Raw genomic sequence first — 15,062 nt, 5'->3', positions numbered from 1 at the left:
AGGAATTGAGATGAGTAGAAAAATCAGTATGTCACAAGCAATAAATGAAGCAATGGCCATGGCAATGAGAAAAGATGAAAATGTCATCCTTATGGGAGAAGATGTAGCCGGAGGAGCAGAGGTTGATCATTTGCAGGATGACGAAGCATGGGGTGGTGTTTTAGGTGTCACCAAAGGATTGGTTCAAGAGTTTGGCCGCGATAGAATCCTTGATACACCCATTGCGGAAGCAGGTTATATGGGAGCGGCCATGGCAGCCGCTTCGACAGGCTTACGACCGATTGCCGAGTTAATGTTCAATGATTTCATTGGCAGCTGTTTGGATGAAGTATTGAATCAAGGTGCGAAGTTCCGCTATATGTTTGGAGGAAAGGCACAGGTTCCCGTGACAATCCGTACGATGCATGGCGCAGGGTTCAGGGCTGCAGCGCAGCATTCACAAAGCCTTTATGCCTTGTTCACTAGCATTCCTGGATTGAAGGTCGTTGTTCCCTCATCCCCCTATGACGCAAAAGGGCTCTTACTTTCAGCCATAGAAGATAATGATCCCGTCATCTTTTTTGAAGATAAAACGTTATACAACATGGTTGGGGAGGTTCCGGAAGGCTACTATACAATCCCGATCGGCAAAGCTGAAATTAAAAGGAAAGGCTCAGATTTGACGGTCGTTGCCATCGGTAAACAAGTTCACACCGCGATGGAGGCTGCTGAAAAACTTACTGTTAAAGGGATTGAAGTCGAGATTGTCGACCCGCGGAGCTTGTCACCACTGGATGAAGAATCGATTCTCAACTCTGTGGCAAAAACAAATCGTTTGATCGTGATCGATGAAGCGAACCCAAGATGCAGCGTCGCAACCGATATTGCCGCACTGGTGGCTGATAAGGGATTTGACACGCTCGATGCGCCAATCAAGAGGATTACAGCACCACATACACCTGTACCTTTTTCTCCACCGCTAGAAGATATTTACCTTCCGACATCAGAAAAAGTTATACAAGTCGTTTCAGAATTATTGGGGGAGCCTTCCATTCTTGGGGTGAAATAAATCAATATGATGCATGCTCCAGCTTTTTCGCATAGAACTGCAAAAGTTGGAGCAACAAACCAATGGTGGACACAGAAACCAATCTGAAGGGAGAAAAAAGATATGGCGGTCGAAGTAGTAATGCCGAAATTAGGCATGGCAATGAAAGAAGGCACTGTTTCGTTGTGGAGTAAGGCTGTTGGGGATTCAGTAGAAAAAGGTGAAGCAATAGCCAGCATCAATTCAGAGAAAATCGAAATGGATATTGAATCTCCTGCTGAAGGTACGATTCTAAATATAGCTGTTCAAGAAGGACAAGGAGTACCTCCAGGAACCGTTATCTGTCATATCGGAAATCCGAATGAAGAAATAGTGATCGATGATCATGTTGCTGAACAGACTCAGTCGATAATTGCTGAACAAGAAAAGCCGAAAACAAAAGAGTCACACATTTTGCCAATGGGAGATCGTTTGATGATCACCCCGGTTGCACGAAAAATGGCACAGGCAGCGAATCTTGACATTGAGAAGATTCAAGGCACCGGGCCAGGTGGAAGAATCACAAAAGAAGATGTACAGAAAGTAATCGAAAAAGGGGATTCCATGTCGGCAAATACAGAAGAAAGAATAGTTTCCCCCCAATCTACTTTAGAGAGTCGGCAGCAGATCCCTGTTACCGGCATGAGGAATATCATTGCAAAACGTATGAAAGAGAGCCTGCAAAGCAGTGCCCAATTAACTCTAACGATGAAAGTTGATGTCACTGATTTAGTCATTTTGCAAAAACAGGCTACTGAAACGCTACAAAAACAGGAATCAACTAAATTGACGATAACGGACTTTGTTGCCAAGGCTGTGGTGCTTTCACTTAAAGAGCATCCTAAAATGAATAGTGCTTATATTGAAGATAACATCATTTTGTATGAGCAAATCCATCTTGGATTAGCGGTGGCCTTGGAAAAGGGGCTTGTTGTTCCCGTCATAAGAAATGCCGAAAATTGTACCCTAAGACAGTTATCGAAAAAGGGTAAGGAATTGGCCCGATGTGCGCGTGACAGTCAATTGCCCATTGAAGACATGCAAGGGTCCACTTTTACCATCAGTAACCTTGGGGCATACGGAGTTGAGCATTTTACACCGATTCTCAATACACCGGAAACGGGGTTACTTGGAATTGGCTCTGCTTACGATACCCCGCGTTATATTGGCGAAGAATTGGAGAAGAGAACGATCTTGCCACTCAGTTTAACGTTTGATCACCGTGTACTTGACGGGTCACCTGCTGCTGCCTTTTTACAAACACTTAAACGGTATTTAGAAGAGCCGATCACCGTGATTTTATAGAAAAGGAGGGAAAGCTCTTGAATCGTATAGCTATTTTAGGCGGCGGTCCTGCAGGGTATGTAGCGGCAATCACTGCCGCCCAGCAGGATGAGGAAGTCATATTGGTAGTCGACGGACCATTGGGGGGCACCTGTTTAAACGAAGGCTGTATGCCAACGAAGTCATTATTGAAAAGTGCCGATACGTATGACCTGGTGAAAAATGCCGGGCATATGGGAATTCGCCTGCCCTCCAATTTGATTGAAGTCGATTGGGATACCGTACAGGAACGAAAGAGAGATGTCATATCTAAACTAGTGAACGGCATTCGATATTTAATGAACAAGAATAAAATAAAAGTCATTCAGGGAAGGGCGTCTATCCTGACGGGCCATCGACTGCGGATCGAGAACGGAAATAAAAATGAAGAGATTGAAGCTAGTAAGATCATCATTTCAACTGGGTCCGAACCGATTCCTTTACCTTTTGCGCCGTTTGATGGTGAATGGATCATCCACAGTGGCCAGGCCATGTCACTTCCTGCCATTCCCGAGTCGTTGCTAATTGTCGGAGGCGGCGTCATCGGATGTGAATTTGCCAGTATTTATAGCAGGATGGGCACCAAGGTTACCGTTATCGAAATGGGGGCAAAGCTGCTTCCGGGGGAAGACGATGATATTACGAGCATCCTTCATGGAGAATTGAAAAAACAAGGCGTAACGGTCCATACCTCCACATCTGTCAAAAACATCAATGCAACCAGTAAGACGGTATTTTTGGAGAAAAGCAATGGCGAATCGGAAGAACTTCATGCAGATTACGTACTTGTATCAATAGGGAGAAAACCAAGAGTGAACGAAATGGGCTTAGAGGGAAATGATATTGATTTTTCCCGACTTGGCATCTCCGTGGATAATCGAATGCAAACAAGCAATCCATCGATTTATGCCTGCGGTGATGTGATAGGGGGCATACAACTTGCCCATGTTGCTTTTCATGAAGGGCGAGTTGCGGCTCTGAATGCCTGTGGTCAATTTGCACAAGTGAATTACCGGGCAATCCCTCGCTGCATTTATACCTCCCCGGAGATTGCCAGTGTAGGCTTGACCGAAAAAGAAGCGCGTAAAAAATATGGGGAAATTAAAGTTGGTGAATTCGCTTTTTCGGCAAATGGGAAAGCGATCCTTTCCAATGAACCGGTAGGAAAGGTCAAAGTCCTAGTGAACCCACAATATAATGAAATTCTAGGCTTTACCATTGTTGGTCAGCATGCGACAGAATTGATTGGCCAAGGTACGCTGATGCTGCATGCAGAAATAACGGCAGATATGATGGGTGATTTTGTAGCGGCACATCCAACCTTGTCGGAATCCATTCATGAAGCTTTTTTGAACGTTGAAGGTCAAGCTGTGCATTCGTAAAAACCAGAAGGGGGATTTTTATATGGCTAGCGGTCAACGTACGGCGGTAGTCACTGGTGCAGGACGCGGTATCGGACGTGCCATTGCATTAAGATTAGCTCAAGATGGATTGAATGTGGTCATTAATGATGTCAATCTGGATACGGCTGAATCAGTCGTGAATGAGATCAGGGAAATTGGGCGTGAAAGCTTTGCCGTTAAAGCGGATGTAAGCAATAGACGGGAAGTATTCGAAATGGTGAAACAAGTTGTGGAACGTTTTGGACAACTGGACGTTATGGTTTCAAATGCAGGTATTGCTCAAATAAAGCCTCTATTGGAAGTAACTCAAGAGGATCTGGAACAGATTTTCAATATAAATGTAAATGGTGTCCTCTTTTGCCTCCAAGCTGCTGCTGAACAAATGAAAAAGCAGGAAGGCGGGAAAATTATAAGTGCTGCCAGCATCGCCAGTTACAAAGGCTTTAGTTTACTAGGTACATACTCGGCCACAAAATTTGCCGTAAGAGGCATTACACAAGCGGCAGCACAGGAATTGGCCCAGTTTGGCATTACGGTGAATGCATACTGTCCAGGAATTGTCGGGACGCAAATGTGGGATTTAATCGATGAAAAAATGGGTCAATATATGAATCTTGCTAAAGGTGAAACATTTAAAAAGTTTACAGATTCCATAACCTTAGGACGCTCCGAAACGCCAGAAGATGTTGCGAAATTCGTATCTTACCTTGCTTCACCGGATTCGGATTATATGACAGGGCAATCCATCATGATTGATGGCGGGGTTATATTTTCATAAAACTAACTCATTATATTTTAGATGGAGAAGCATCGTGTGAATGATCACATGATGCTTTTTGTGTAAACTAAATCTATATATTGTAAGCGGATACATAATCTACTATAATTAAATGGACCTCGATTAACATCCTATTTTATACTCCATGGTATTTTTCCTCTAGATTGACTGGTCAAATGCAGGTTTAAACCAAATGATTAGAGGAGGATTTTATGCTATCCACTAGTTGTTATCTACGCACATGGGAACGCTTTGTAAGTGAAGGGGTTCTCGATTCAAATCGTTTGAACAAGCGAATAATGGAATCCTGGCATCGCTGCAAAAAAGAACAGGTCAATCCATACCTTAATAAAGGCAAACACATTTTGACGAATGAATTATTGGACATTCAAAGAGAAAAGAACTCCTTCCTATTAGAGGTGGCATCACCCCAATTAACTAGGATGAATCAATCGATAAAAGAATCTGGAATGATGGCTTTATTGGTCGATCCGGATGGATATGTCCTGTCACTTTCCGGAAGCGAGAAAATCCTCGAGGAGGCGGGCAAAATAAATTTTGTGGAGGGCGTATGCTGGACGGAGGGGGAGGTCGGAACGAACGCGATTGGAACAGCCTTGAAAACGGGTGAAGCCGTAATGATCCAAGGTACCGAGCACTATTCAATTGCCTCACACAAATGGAGTTGTTCTGCCATGCCCATTTTAAATGAAGACGGTAAGATATTGGGAGTTTTGGATATATCATGTCCAGTAGATTATTTCCATCCCTCCATGCTGGGTATGGTAGCCAGTTTGGCGTATACAATCGAACAGGAAATGGGAATGCGTTCCTATAAAAAGGAGCTGGCACTGACCCAGCACTCGATAGAACTTTCAGAGACCTACCCGGATTTGCCTTTTATCGTCTGTAACCATAAAGAAATGATAATCTCCGCCAGTAAACAGATTCGTAAAAAAATTCCTCAATCCATTGGTATGGCATTGGCCGATCTATTAAATCATGGATATCGAATCGTAAAGGAAAATCCGCTTCTATCCAAAGAGGATAATAGAGTTTCAGGTAAGTGTTTATTCTTATCCGAGAATCATGGTCATGAAACCAATCGGCTTTTCCCTGTTTCATTGCCTGCAGAAAGGTTCGCCTTCAAAGGGGAAAGCGGGATTAGCGAAGCCTTTCATAATACATTACACAAAGTTAAGCTTGTTGCCCCGACAGAAGCAAATGTGTATATTTCTGGTGAAACAGGGGTCGGGAAAGAGCTAATTGCCATGGCCATTCATGAAAATGGGTTTCGTAAAAAAGGACCGTTCGTCACGATAAATTGCGGGGCCATACCTAAAGATTTAATGGAGAGTGAATTATTCGGGTATGTCGATGGTGCTTTTACTGGGGCTAAACGGCAAGGGCACAAAGGGAAATTCGAGCAAGCAAATGGAGGGACCATTTTTCTCGATGAAATCGGTGAAATCCCTTCAGCGATGCAAGTCGCCTTGCTGCGTGTACTCCAGGAAAGAAAAATCGTTCCAATCGGTGGCACAAAAAGCATTTCATTTGATATTCGCATTATCACTGCAACACACCGTAATCTTGAAGAGCTTGTCAATGAAGGGTCCTTTCGGAAGGATTTATACTATCGGTTGAACGTTTACCCCATTCATGTACCGCCCTTGAGGGAAAGGATTGAAGACATTCCTTATCTAGTTAACTACTTGTGCTCGAAGAATAATTGGAATATTCCATTAACGGAAGAATTATTGAATCGTTTAAAGGATTACAATTGGCCAGGCAATATTAGAGAACTGCAGAATGTACTTCAGCGATTGACCATCTTACTTGCAGAAGGACCTCTGGATTATGTTGAAGTGCTGAATTCCATGCATTCACTGCCCATTACCCGGCAAGATGATTTCCCTTCATGGGAGGAACCTGGTAAAAAAGGCAATAAGGGAAATGAACTGACGATCCGTGAAAAAATTCAACGGGATTTAATGCTAGAGGCATTACAAAAATCAAAAGGGAATGTAACGGCTGCAGCAAAGTTGATGGATATACCAAGAAGTACATTTTATAAGCGGCTCCATAAGTATGGTATATAGACATGGCGTGTGTACATTAAGTAAGTAGAGTGGATTGATGGATATTCGTGGAAAACGAAAGGGGTATGGCAAATGAAAACAAAAATTACTGAATTATTGGGGATTGAATATCCGATTATTTGCGGCGGGATGTTTCAAGTTGGCCGAGCCCCGCTCGCAGCCGCCGTGTCAGAAGCGGGAGGACTAGGCATCATTACTTCGAAAACACAGGTGACACCAGAAGGTCTCCGTGATGAAATACGCAAAGTGAAAACTTTGACCAAAAAGCCCTTTGCTGTCAACCTGAACTTGTTTCCAAGTCAAACGGCAACCCCGAATGATGAGTTCATTGATATTTTAATTGATGAAGATATAAAAATTGTTGAAACGAGTGGCCGAAGCCCAGAAAGTTTAATGCCCAAACTTAAAGAGCACGGCTTTACCGTGATACATAAGGTAGCGAACGTCAAAAACGCAATCTCAGCAGAGAAATTAGGAGTCGATGCCATTATCATTGTAGGGAATGAAACAGGCGGGCATCCAGGCATGGGGGATGTAGGAACGCTTGTCATGCTCCCTAGAGCCGTTGACTCCGTTACTATTCCAGTAATAGCAGGCGGAGGATTTTCGGATGGCAGAGGCCTAATTAGTGCCTTGTCACTCGGTGCGGAAGGAATTGTCATGGGAACTCGCTTTATGGCAACGCAAGAAGCGCCGATCCATGATAACGTAAAGAAGTGGATGATATCTGCCAATGAAATGGATACGGTTGTCATCCAACGGAATATAGGCAGTCCGTCGCGTGTTGCATTAAATGCCATCAGTAAAGAAGTGGACAAACTTGAAAATGAAGGTGCCACTATAGAGGAATTGATTCCACTAATTACGGGACAACGAAGCAAGAACGTGTACTTTGAAGGGAATTTAGACGGAGGAATCTGGTCATGCGGTCAATCTGTAGGACTGATAAAAGAAATATTGACCGTCAATGAACTAATAACACAAATCATCGATGAAGCAAAAACTTCGTTCGAATTCATCCAAAACCGTATCGAATCCATTCGAACATAAACATAACGTATCAGGAACATGAGATCAAGTGCTATTTCGTGTTCCTTTTATATAGGTTGATGGGAAATTGGGTTTAATCGAACTCTAAAGCGAAATGCGTATTCAAGAAAGTAAATAGGTACATAACCCAAATCAATAACTTGCTTCCAATTTTCCTCAACATTTCGTTATTAGAGTTTACATAAGATTATTATTCCGTTATATAAAAATATGTTATCACCTGGCATTAACTTATATAATCTGCCTTGATTTCTGAAACTTTTTAAACATTTATATGTGAAAATCGACTTTTACGATTTACAGATAGATGAATTGCACTCATGATATCAAAGAAATGATTGTTGAAGGGCTGTAGGTAGGAAGTGTTTTTTAACAAATTCGATTTGAAGGTTTACCTTATAACCATTTGATTTGATGCATGTTGTTGCAATTATGAAAGCAGTTCCATAAAATCGCAATCTTTACTTAAAATAAGTTTAAAACAGAGCGGATGAATCATCATTTATTAAAGATTATTCATAATATAGGCAGTTATAAGTTAAAAGAGAGATTATGTTGCTAAATAGAGGTGCCTATTATGACTTTCAGGAAGAAAAAGCGGGAATTTCAAGTTGAAGACCCTTGGAGTTGTTATCAGTAAAGTTATATTGATAAAACTTTTTAGAAGTGTTAACCCGTGATTTTTCTCATATTGCCATATATTTTATATATCAGAATAACAAAATTGATAGATCAGATCAGTTAAGCATAATGTTTTGATAAATATAGAATTATTAATGACAACATGAATAAAAAGGCATTCAGAGTAGCAGCGTTTGTGATAGAAGGGGGAACCTTTTATTACTTCATGTCTATATCTTCACACACAACAACAGAAGGTTTATCCTAATTCTTTGTATCGAGAAATGCTGAATTGGTTCAGATAGGAGCAATTATGATATTATGACTTCCGATGACTATGTAATCCAAATGGACATGTATTAGTCCTTAAACGGACGGAAAAAGGAAGAAAGTGAAAAATACCACCGGTTTTTACTGAATGGAAAACTAATATAGTTTAGAATTGTTATGAAATCCTTAGAGTCAAATGACTAAGTGTATTAAATAATTGAACTAAAGTGATTAATCGTAATCATAACAAAATAGCGACAAACAAAAAATATTTGCAATTATAATAACAGATAAATAACGATTGAGAATAAAAATCAGAATATTAATTGACATTTGAGAATTAAATATTATGGGACTTAATTCATTGTAAAATTAGCTTAAATCCAAGCAAAAGTTACTGCCAATATTTAATCCAATATAAAATTGAAGATCAATCATTTTTTCTAAATAAACGTAACAATATTTACTTAAAGTATTAGTTAACAATGAGTAATTAGATAAAAAGATTTTAATAAATAATTGTAGTGCATCAATTTAAGAATTCGCATTCCGTCTCACTAAGTTAAGTATTCTTAAGATATGAGATAATATTAACAATAAAAATACAACTTCCTATAATATATATTATGTTAACTAGAAACAAACATAATAGTACCAAGTGGTCTCAGCTTCAAGTTCCCATATGATTCATTATTGTCCCCTAACTTGGCTCAAGTTGACTATAATATTCAATACTGCTTCCGATAACTATCTGGGTTCTTCCTATAAGTTGGTTAGTTCTCATGATAAATGGTTACGAACATAATTCCTTGGGTTGGACCGAATAATTCCCAGGAGGTCTGATAATTATGAAATACGTTCAAGCTTCGGATGATTATCTCATGTACTTAGAAGTTGAGAAAAATTACTCCTTGAACACTTTAACTAGTTACGCATTGGATTTAAAGCTCTACGGTGAGTTTTTAATTGCTAACAATCGATCATTAGACTTAGATGAGCTCACGTCGTCCAGTGTGCGTCGTTTTGTGCAAGATCAGGTCATCAATCATAGTATTAAGCCAAGAACGCTACAACGCCGCATTTCGTGCTTAAAATCATTTAGTAAATATAGTTTAAAAGAAAATAACATGAAGTCTGACTTCACAGCAGGTATTCAAGCACCTAAAGCAGATAAGAATTCACCTAAATATTTACAAGAACTACACAAATTATTTACCTATGTAGAACATGATCTGCGACCGCAAAGAGTTAGGAATGAATTAATGTTTAAACTACTCGCAACAACTGGAATGAGACGCCAAGAATTAGTGGATTTAACATGGGAGCAAGTTAATTTAGAAAATCAAACGATTTTAGTTCGAGGAAAAGGAAGAAAAGAACGCCTCCTCCCCCTTCATCCCATTGTCTTACCGATATTTCAAGATTATCAAGAAACCCTTTTGGAGCAGCAAAAACATTACAGTGAACCGAACTTTTATAATCGAAAAAATAAGCCTTTAAATCCTCGTGGATTGCTCAAAATATTTATGGAGATTCTAGAACGGGCTGGCTTACCCGCTCACCGATTTTCTCTTCATCATTTAAGGCATACGTTTGCTACCTTACTATTACAAGAAAACAAAGATAAAGTGGATTTAAGAACCTAAACAGGAATTATTAGGCCATGAAAGTCTTGCTACGACCAGTATGTATACACATATAGACTTTGAACAAAATAATAAGTTTGGTTTCACTTTTGGAATTTGGTGTTATGGCTCTTCTTGTTAGCTATCATGCAATTATTATTTACACTCTTTGGCTCGTTCATAATATCTGCTTTACCATCTTTGACTCTTAATGCTATATATGTCGTTTAATTTAATATGTAAGATACTTCACTACACTAAAAAATATAACAATAAATTCGTATAAAAATCTAAGTTTTATTCAACAATAGCACCCCTTAATGGAATAATATTTTTATCTTGCATAGAGCCGTCCCTTACTTCCCAATAAACTTTATTAAATCTGTACACTGAGTTTACAAGACTTTAATAGTCAGATGATATGATTGGTTTACCAACGATGAGGAGGCAGTATATATGGATGTGCGTGCAATATTTATTGATATGGATGGTACACTACTAAAGGCCTCAAATAACATTTCCCGTCGAAATATGGAAGCCATTTATAGGCTCATTAATCAGGGAGTCAAGGTTTTTCTAGCTACTGGTCGACACTATGAAGTAACCGCTCCCTACCATAAAGAAATTGGATTACAAACTCCAATGATCTGTTTGAATGGTGCCGCTATTCACGATGCAGAGACAGGAAGAGCTATGCAAATGAAAACCGTCCGACTGAACGAAGAACGATTCCACCAGCAGACCGCTGAAAATTCTTGTAATGTTATTATCCATACAGTAAATGGGCTTTATTGTAAGGAAACAAATGAAGAAATCGATTATTGGACAAAAGTTGGGCAAATTCCGCCACGTTACATTGGAGATTTAAGACAGGCAAATTATCAAGATGTTCTTAAATATAGTGTTCGAACAGGTGCACCAAGACCTGAATTATCCGCTTTGTTTAAAAACGAAGCAGAGGTCATCAATTGGAATGACGGGTTTGAAATGGTTGCTCCTAATGTTTCCAAATGGTCTGCTATAAAAAACTTACTTCAAGAATTTCGAATTAGTCCAAGCGAAGTCGTAGCCATTGGAGACGGACCCAATGATATAGAGATGCTTCGTCATGTCGGTACTGGCGTGGCAATGGGGAACGCTAGCGAAGAGGTTAAAGCAGCTGCTGACTTTGTTACAGGACACCACGAAAATGATGGATTGGCTGAGTTTATAGAAACTTATCTTCATAAATCATATAATTCATATGTGATTTAGATTTATTTTAAAATCCCTTTTTTTATCATCAGATAGTGTATCTTCATCATTTGAACATTTTCATTTATGTTGGTTTTTAACAGTATCAGCTGTTTTGGAATTGCTAATTACTCCTAATTATCAATATTCGCACCCTTTAATACAATAAAAAAATAACCTCTATTAGCTGGTGTAGTAAAAAAGCATTTCTTCTTATTGAAGTTATACACCCGTTAGCTGAATAAGCATATTTCTGTTGTAACGTTAAAGATCATTATTAAGTTATCGAAGCCCATCTTCTTCTAAACTCGCCAAATAAGCATTTGTAAAAAAATCGAGAAAATATGAATTTTCCTCAAAATATCTTTTGAATCCCTCTGACACATCCTCTTGAAATTTTTTATCCCAAAACCAAATTGGCATAGCACCTAAATCATCAACAAATTGTTTTAGTACCATATGAAAAGTATCATCAAAAAAAAATCTCTGTTTTCTTCTAACCATTCTTTTACCATTTCATTATTTATGGTTGGTTTTCCATTTAAAACAGATTACTCAATATCGGTTAAAGTAATTGATGAAAAATAGTCCAATGTAAACTCAGCAAAATCTCTTATATTCACCAAAAAGTACCTTCCAAACTCCAGGGTGATTCATATTCAGAGATCCACTTGTTGTTCCAATCGCAATGGGACTCGACAAATACACGGTACACTACAACGTCGCAATTTGTGCTTAAAATATGATGAATTAATGTTTATTTGACTTGAAACTTCAAGAATCAGCCGCAAAGAAACAGTGGGTTTAATATGGGAGCAAGTTCATTTAGAAAATCAGAACGATTTGTAGTTCGAGTAATAGGGAAATTAGAACCCTCCCCCTCCTTCATCTCAATATCTTAATGTCTTTTTGAATGATTTTGTCACTTGGAACCTTCTATGAAAAGATCGCTAATTATATCAATTAATTCATGATTTTGTTCTAGAACTTTATCATTTTTTTCTTTCTTGATATTTGTATTCTGCCTGTTAAAGCTATTGCTACTTCATGCTTGCTGTAGGAGAGCATTAACAGAATGACTCTCTTTTTCCTAGATGAATTCAAGAATTCAAGCAGCATGGTTATTTGCCCCTCCACTTCCCCGCCTGGAAAATATGGCAACAGCAAAAAAATCCCTGCTGGGAGCATAGGATCTTTTTCATTTCAATATTATTAAAGCTTGTTCTCTACTGGCTGGACTGTCCCTTCCTCTATACTGACGCCAGCATGTTTTTTTGACCAGTAAGTCGCAAGAATTGGTCCTGATATGTTGTGCCATGCAGCAGCCAGGACACTTGGAAGTGCTGCCAGCGGGCCGAAATGTGCCGTAGCAAGCGCAACGCCTAACCCGGAGTTCTGCATGCCCACTTCAATCGAAATCGCTCTTCTATTGACTTCATCAAGCCCAAGCACTTTTGCTGTCAAGTAACCAAACAGCAGTCCAAATCCGTTATGAAGCATCACGGCAGTGAAAATAAGGAACCCGGATGTAGCGATGCTAGCTGCGTTGCCTGAGACTACTGCGCTTACAATCGTAATAATGGCTGCTACCGAAATTAGCGGTAAAACGGTTAAGCTTTTTTCAACTATTACCGGGAAAAGCCGCTTAATGGCCAAACCTAAAACAATCGGAAGAAGGATGACTTGTATAATCGACTTAAACATATCAAAAAAATCGACCGGCATCCATTGTCCTGCCAGCAAAAGCAGAAGCAGCGGAGTCATGATTGGTGCCAGTAAAGTTGATACCGAGGTCATAGCTATCGACAAAGGTACATTACCTTTTGCAAGATATACCATAACATTAGAGGCTGTTCCGCCCGGTACACAGCCTAGCAAAACCAGACCTGCAGCTAATTCGGCTGGCAAATTCATAAGTTTCGCAATAAGGAATGCCACAGATGGCATGATGATAAACTGGGCGCAAACTCCAATTATCACGGGCAGTGGTTTAGTGATGATGATTTTAAAATCAACTGCCTTCAAAGTAAGCCCCATTCCAAACATGACAACCCCTAGCAATATCGTAATATAGCCTCCCAATCCCAAAAATGGCTCTGGAAAAATAAAGGCGATGACGGAAATTAAGATAACCCAAACAGCAAAATATTTTCCGGCTAATGCACTGAACGCTTCTAATACCTTCATTTCATCACACTCTTTCTTGCATAAATATTTTACTAGGATTTAATAAATTATCTGGATCAAGGGCTACTTTGATTTTTTCCATCACAAACAGTGAGTTCCCATGTTCTTTTTTCTGATATTTTTGTTTACCGACCCCGACTCCGTGCTCCCCAGTGCATGTTCCGTTCCGCTCAAGGGCATACAGGACAATTTGTTCATTTAGCTGTTCTGCTCTTTTAATCTCTTCTAGATTTTTGTTATCAATCATTAAGAGTACGTGATAGTTTCCATCGCCTACATGGCCGACAATCCCACCGGTAAGGCCCAAAAAATCAACAGCCTCCCTTGCATGCTGAATTGCACCAGACAGCTCTGAAATCGGAAGGCAGACATCAGTCACCATCAGTTTTTTTCCAGGATAGCCATGAATATAAGCGTAGGCAAGATTGTGGCGAGCTTCCCATAGGCGGTTCCTGGCAGCATTATCTGCCTCAAATTCAAAATCGAGACAATGATGTTCTGCTACTATTTCTTTAGTGAACTCTACATCTTGCTTCAACCCTGCTTCATTACCATGAAACTCCAAAAATAGTGTAGGCGCTTCGTTATAGCTTGTATCACTATAGAGATTAACCTGCTTCATTGATGGTTCATCGACAAGTTCCACCCTTGCAATTGGAACACCTGACTGCAAAATGGATACAACAGCTTCTACCGCATGATTCAATGCAGGAAATGATGCTCTTGCCGCCATAACGTGCTCAGGGATTCCGTAAACTCTCAACGTCAATTCCGTAAAGCAGCCAAGGGTTCCTTCAGAACCAACAAAAATACCGTTTAGATGGTAACCTGATGACGATTTAGCTGCCAAATTGCCAGTATGTATAATCGAACCATCTGCAAGAACCACTTCAAGATCACGGACTTGGTCACGCATCACACCATACTTAACTGATGTCGTTCCACTGGCATTTGTTGCCGCCATTCCGCCCAGAGTAGCATCAGCTCCAGGATCCACGGAAAAAAACAACCCATATTTTTTCAATTCTTTATTTAGTTGCGAACGCGTTACGCCAGGCTGCACCTTTACGAGAAAATCGTTTTCTCGCACTTCAAGGATTTTATTCATTAGTGAAAAGTCAATGGTTATGCCATGATTGTACGGTATGATATGGCCCTCGAGGCTTGATCCCAATCCAAAAGGGACCATCGGGATTTTGTGCAAATTGGCCAATTTCACAACATCACTAACTTGCTGTGTTGTTTCTGGAAATACAACAATATCGGGAAGACTTACAGCATGATATGATTCATCTCTGCCGTGCAATTCTCTCACTGTCTGGTTTACTGTTACTTGACTTTCCGAAAGAACTTCCTTTAAAGCGTTGATCAAATTTACACTAGTTGCTTCCATTCGATTCTCCTTCT

At 39.9% G+C, this 15,062-nt stretch carries 12 protein-coding genes; 8 read left to right on the top strand and 4 right to left on the bottom strand.

Annotated features, from left to right (window positions below; all coding sequences use genetic code 11):
- The first annotated feature begins 10 nt into the window (after positions 1-10).
- The 8 genes from ACFRAK_RS15975 to ACFRAK_RS15940 all read left to right on the top strand — a co-directional run bounded on the left by ACFRAK_RS15975 (position 11) and on the right by ACFRAK_RS15940 (position 11,489).
- Positions 11-1,048 carry an alpha-ketoacid dehydrogenase subunit beta gene (locus ACFRAK_RS15975; protein ID WP_387598554.1) on the top strand — a complete coding sequence of 346 codons (1,038 nt, stop codon included), beginning with the start codon at positions 11-13 and terminating at the stop codon, positions 1,046-1,048.
- A gap of 102 nt (positions 1,049-1,150) precedes the next feature.
- Positions 1,151-2,371: a dihydrolipoamide acetyltransferase family protein gene (locus tag ACFRAK_RS15970; RefSeq protein ID WP_387598557.1), complete on the top strand. Its 1,221-nt coding sequence runs from the start codon at positions 1,151-1,153 to the stop codon at positions 2,369-2,371.
- A gap of 17 nt (positions 2,372-2,388) precedes the next feature.
- Complete coding sequence (gene lpdA / locus ACFRAK_RS15965; protein ID WP_387598560.1) at positions 2,389-3,771, top strand: dihydrolipoyl dehydrogenase; 1,383 nt, start codon at positions 2,389-2,391, stop codon at positions 3,769-3,771.
- A 22-nt stretch (positions 3,772-3,793) separates the two neighbouring features.
- On the top strand, positions 3,794-4,570 hold the full coding sequence (locus tag ACFRAK_RS15960; RefSeq protein ID WP_387598563.1) for an acetoin reductase: 777 nt from the start codon (positions 3,794-3,796) through the stop codon (positions 4,568-4,570).
- A 212-nt stretch (positions 4,571-4,782) separates the two neighbouring features.
- Positions 4,783-6,669: a sigma-54-dependent Fis family transcriptional regulator gene (locus ACFRAK_RS15955; RefSeq protein ID WP_394572058.1), complete on the top strand. Its 1,887-nt coding sequence runs from the start codon at positions 4,783-4,785 to the stop codon at positions 6,667-6,669.
- Between the two features lie 72 nt (positions 6,670-6,741).
- On the top strand, positions 6,742-7,719 hold the full coding sequence (locus ACFRAK_RS15950) for an NAD(P)H-dependent flavin oxidoreductase (RefSeq protein WP_387598568.1): 978 nt from the start codon (positions 6,742-6,744) through the stop codon (positions 7,717-7,719).
- Positions 7,720-9,458: 1,739 nt separating this feature from the next.
- Positions 9,459-10,256 (top strand): tyrosine-type recombinase/integrase, encoded by a 798-nt coding sequence (locus ACFRAK_RS15945; protein ID WP_394572057.1) that lies wholly within the window; start codon positions 9,459-9,461, stop codon positions 10,254-10,256.
- A gap of 435 nt (positions 10,257-10,691) precedes the next feature.
- A complete protein-coding gene (locus ACFRAK_RS15940; RefSeq protein ID WP_387598573.1) occupies positions 10,692-11,489 on the top strand; it encodes an HAD family hydrolase in 798 nt (265 codons plus the stop codon).
- 261 nt (positions 11,490-11,750) lie between these two features.
- Here ACFRAK_RS15940 and ACFRAK_RS15935 read toward each other — a convergent pair whose 3' ends face one another.
- The 4 genes from ACFRAK_RS15935 to ACFRAK_RS15920 form a co-directional block, all read right to left on the bottom strand.
- Positions 11,751-11,972 carry a hypothetical protein gene (locus tag ACFRAK_RS15935; RefSeq protein WP_387598576.1) on the bottom strand — a complete coding sequence of 74 codons (222 nt, stop codon included), beginning with the start codon at positions 11,970-11,972 and terminating at the stop codon, positions 11,751-11,753.
- Between the two features lie 477 nt (positions 11,973-12,449).
- Entirely contained in the window at positions 12,450-12,635 is a 186-nt protein-coding gene (locus tag ACFRAK_RS15930; protein ID WP_387598579.1) for a hypothetical protein, read from the bottom strand.
- Positions 12,636-12,680: 45 nt separating this feature from the next.
- Entirely contained in the window at positions 12,681-13,655 is a 975-nt protein-coding gene (locus tag ACFRAK_RS15925) for a bile acid:sodium symporter family protein (protein ID WP_387598587.1), read from the bottom strand.
- Positions 13,656-13,659: 4 nt separating this feature from the next.
- Positions 13,660-15,048: an FAD-binding oxidoreductase gene (locus ACFRAK_RS15920; protein WP_387598590.1), complete on the bottom strand. Its 1,389-nt coding sequence runs from the start codon at positions 15,046-15,048 to the stop codon at positions 13,660-13,662.
- Between the last annotated feature and the right edge of the window lie 14 nt (positions 15,049-15,062).

It is taken from the genome of Peribacillus sp. NPDC056705 (assembly GCF_043656335.1).
This window is presented reverse-complemented; position numbering and strand designations above follow the sequence as displayed.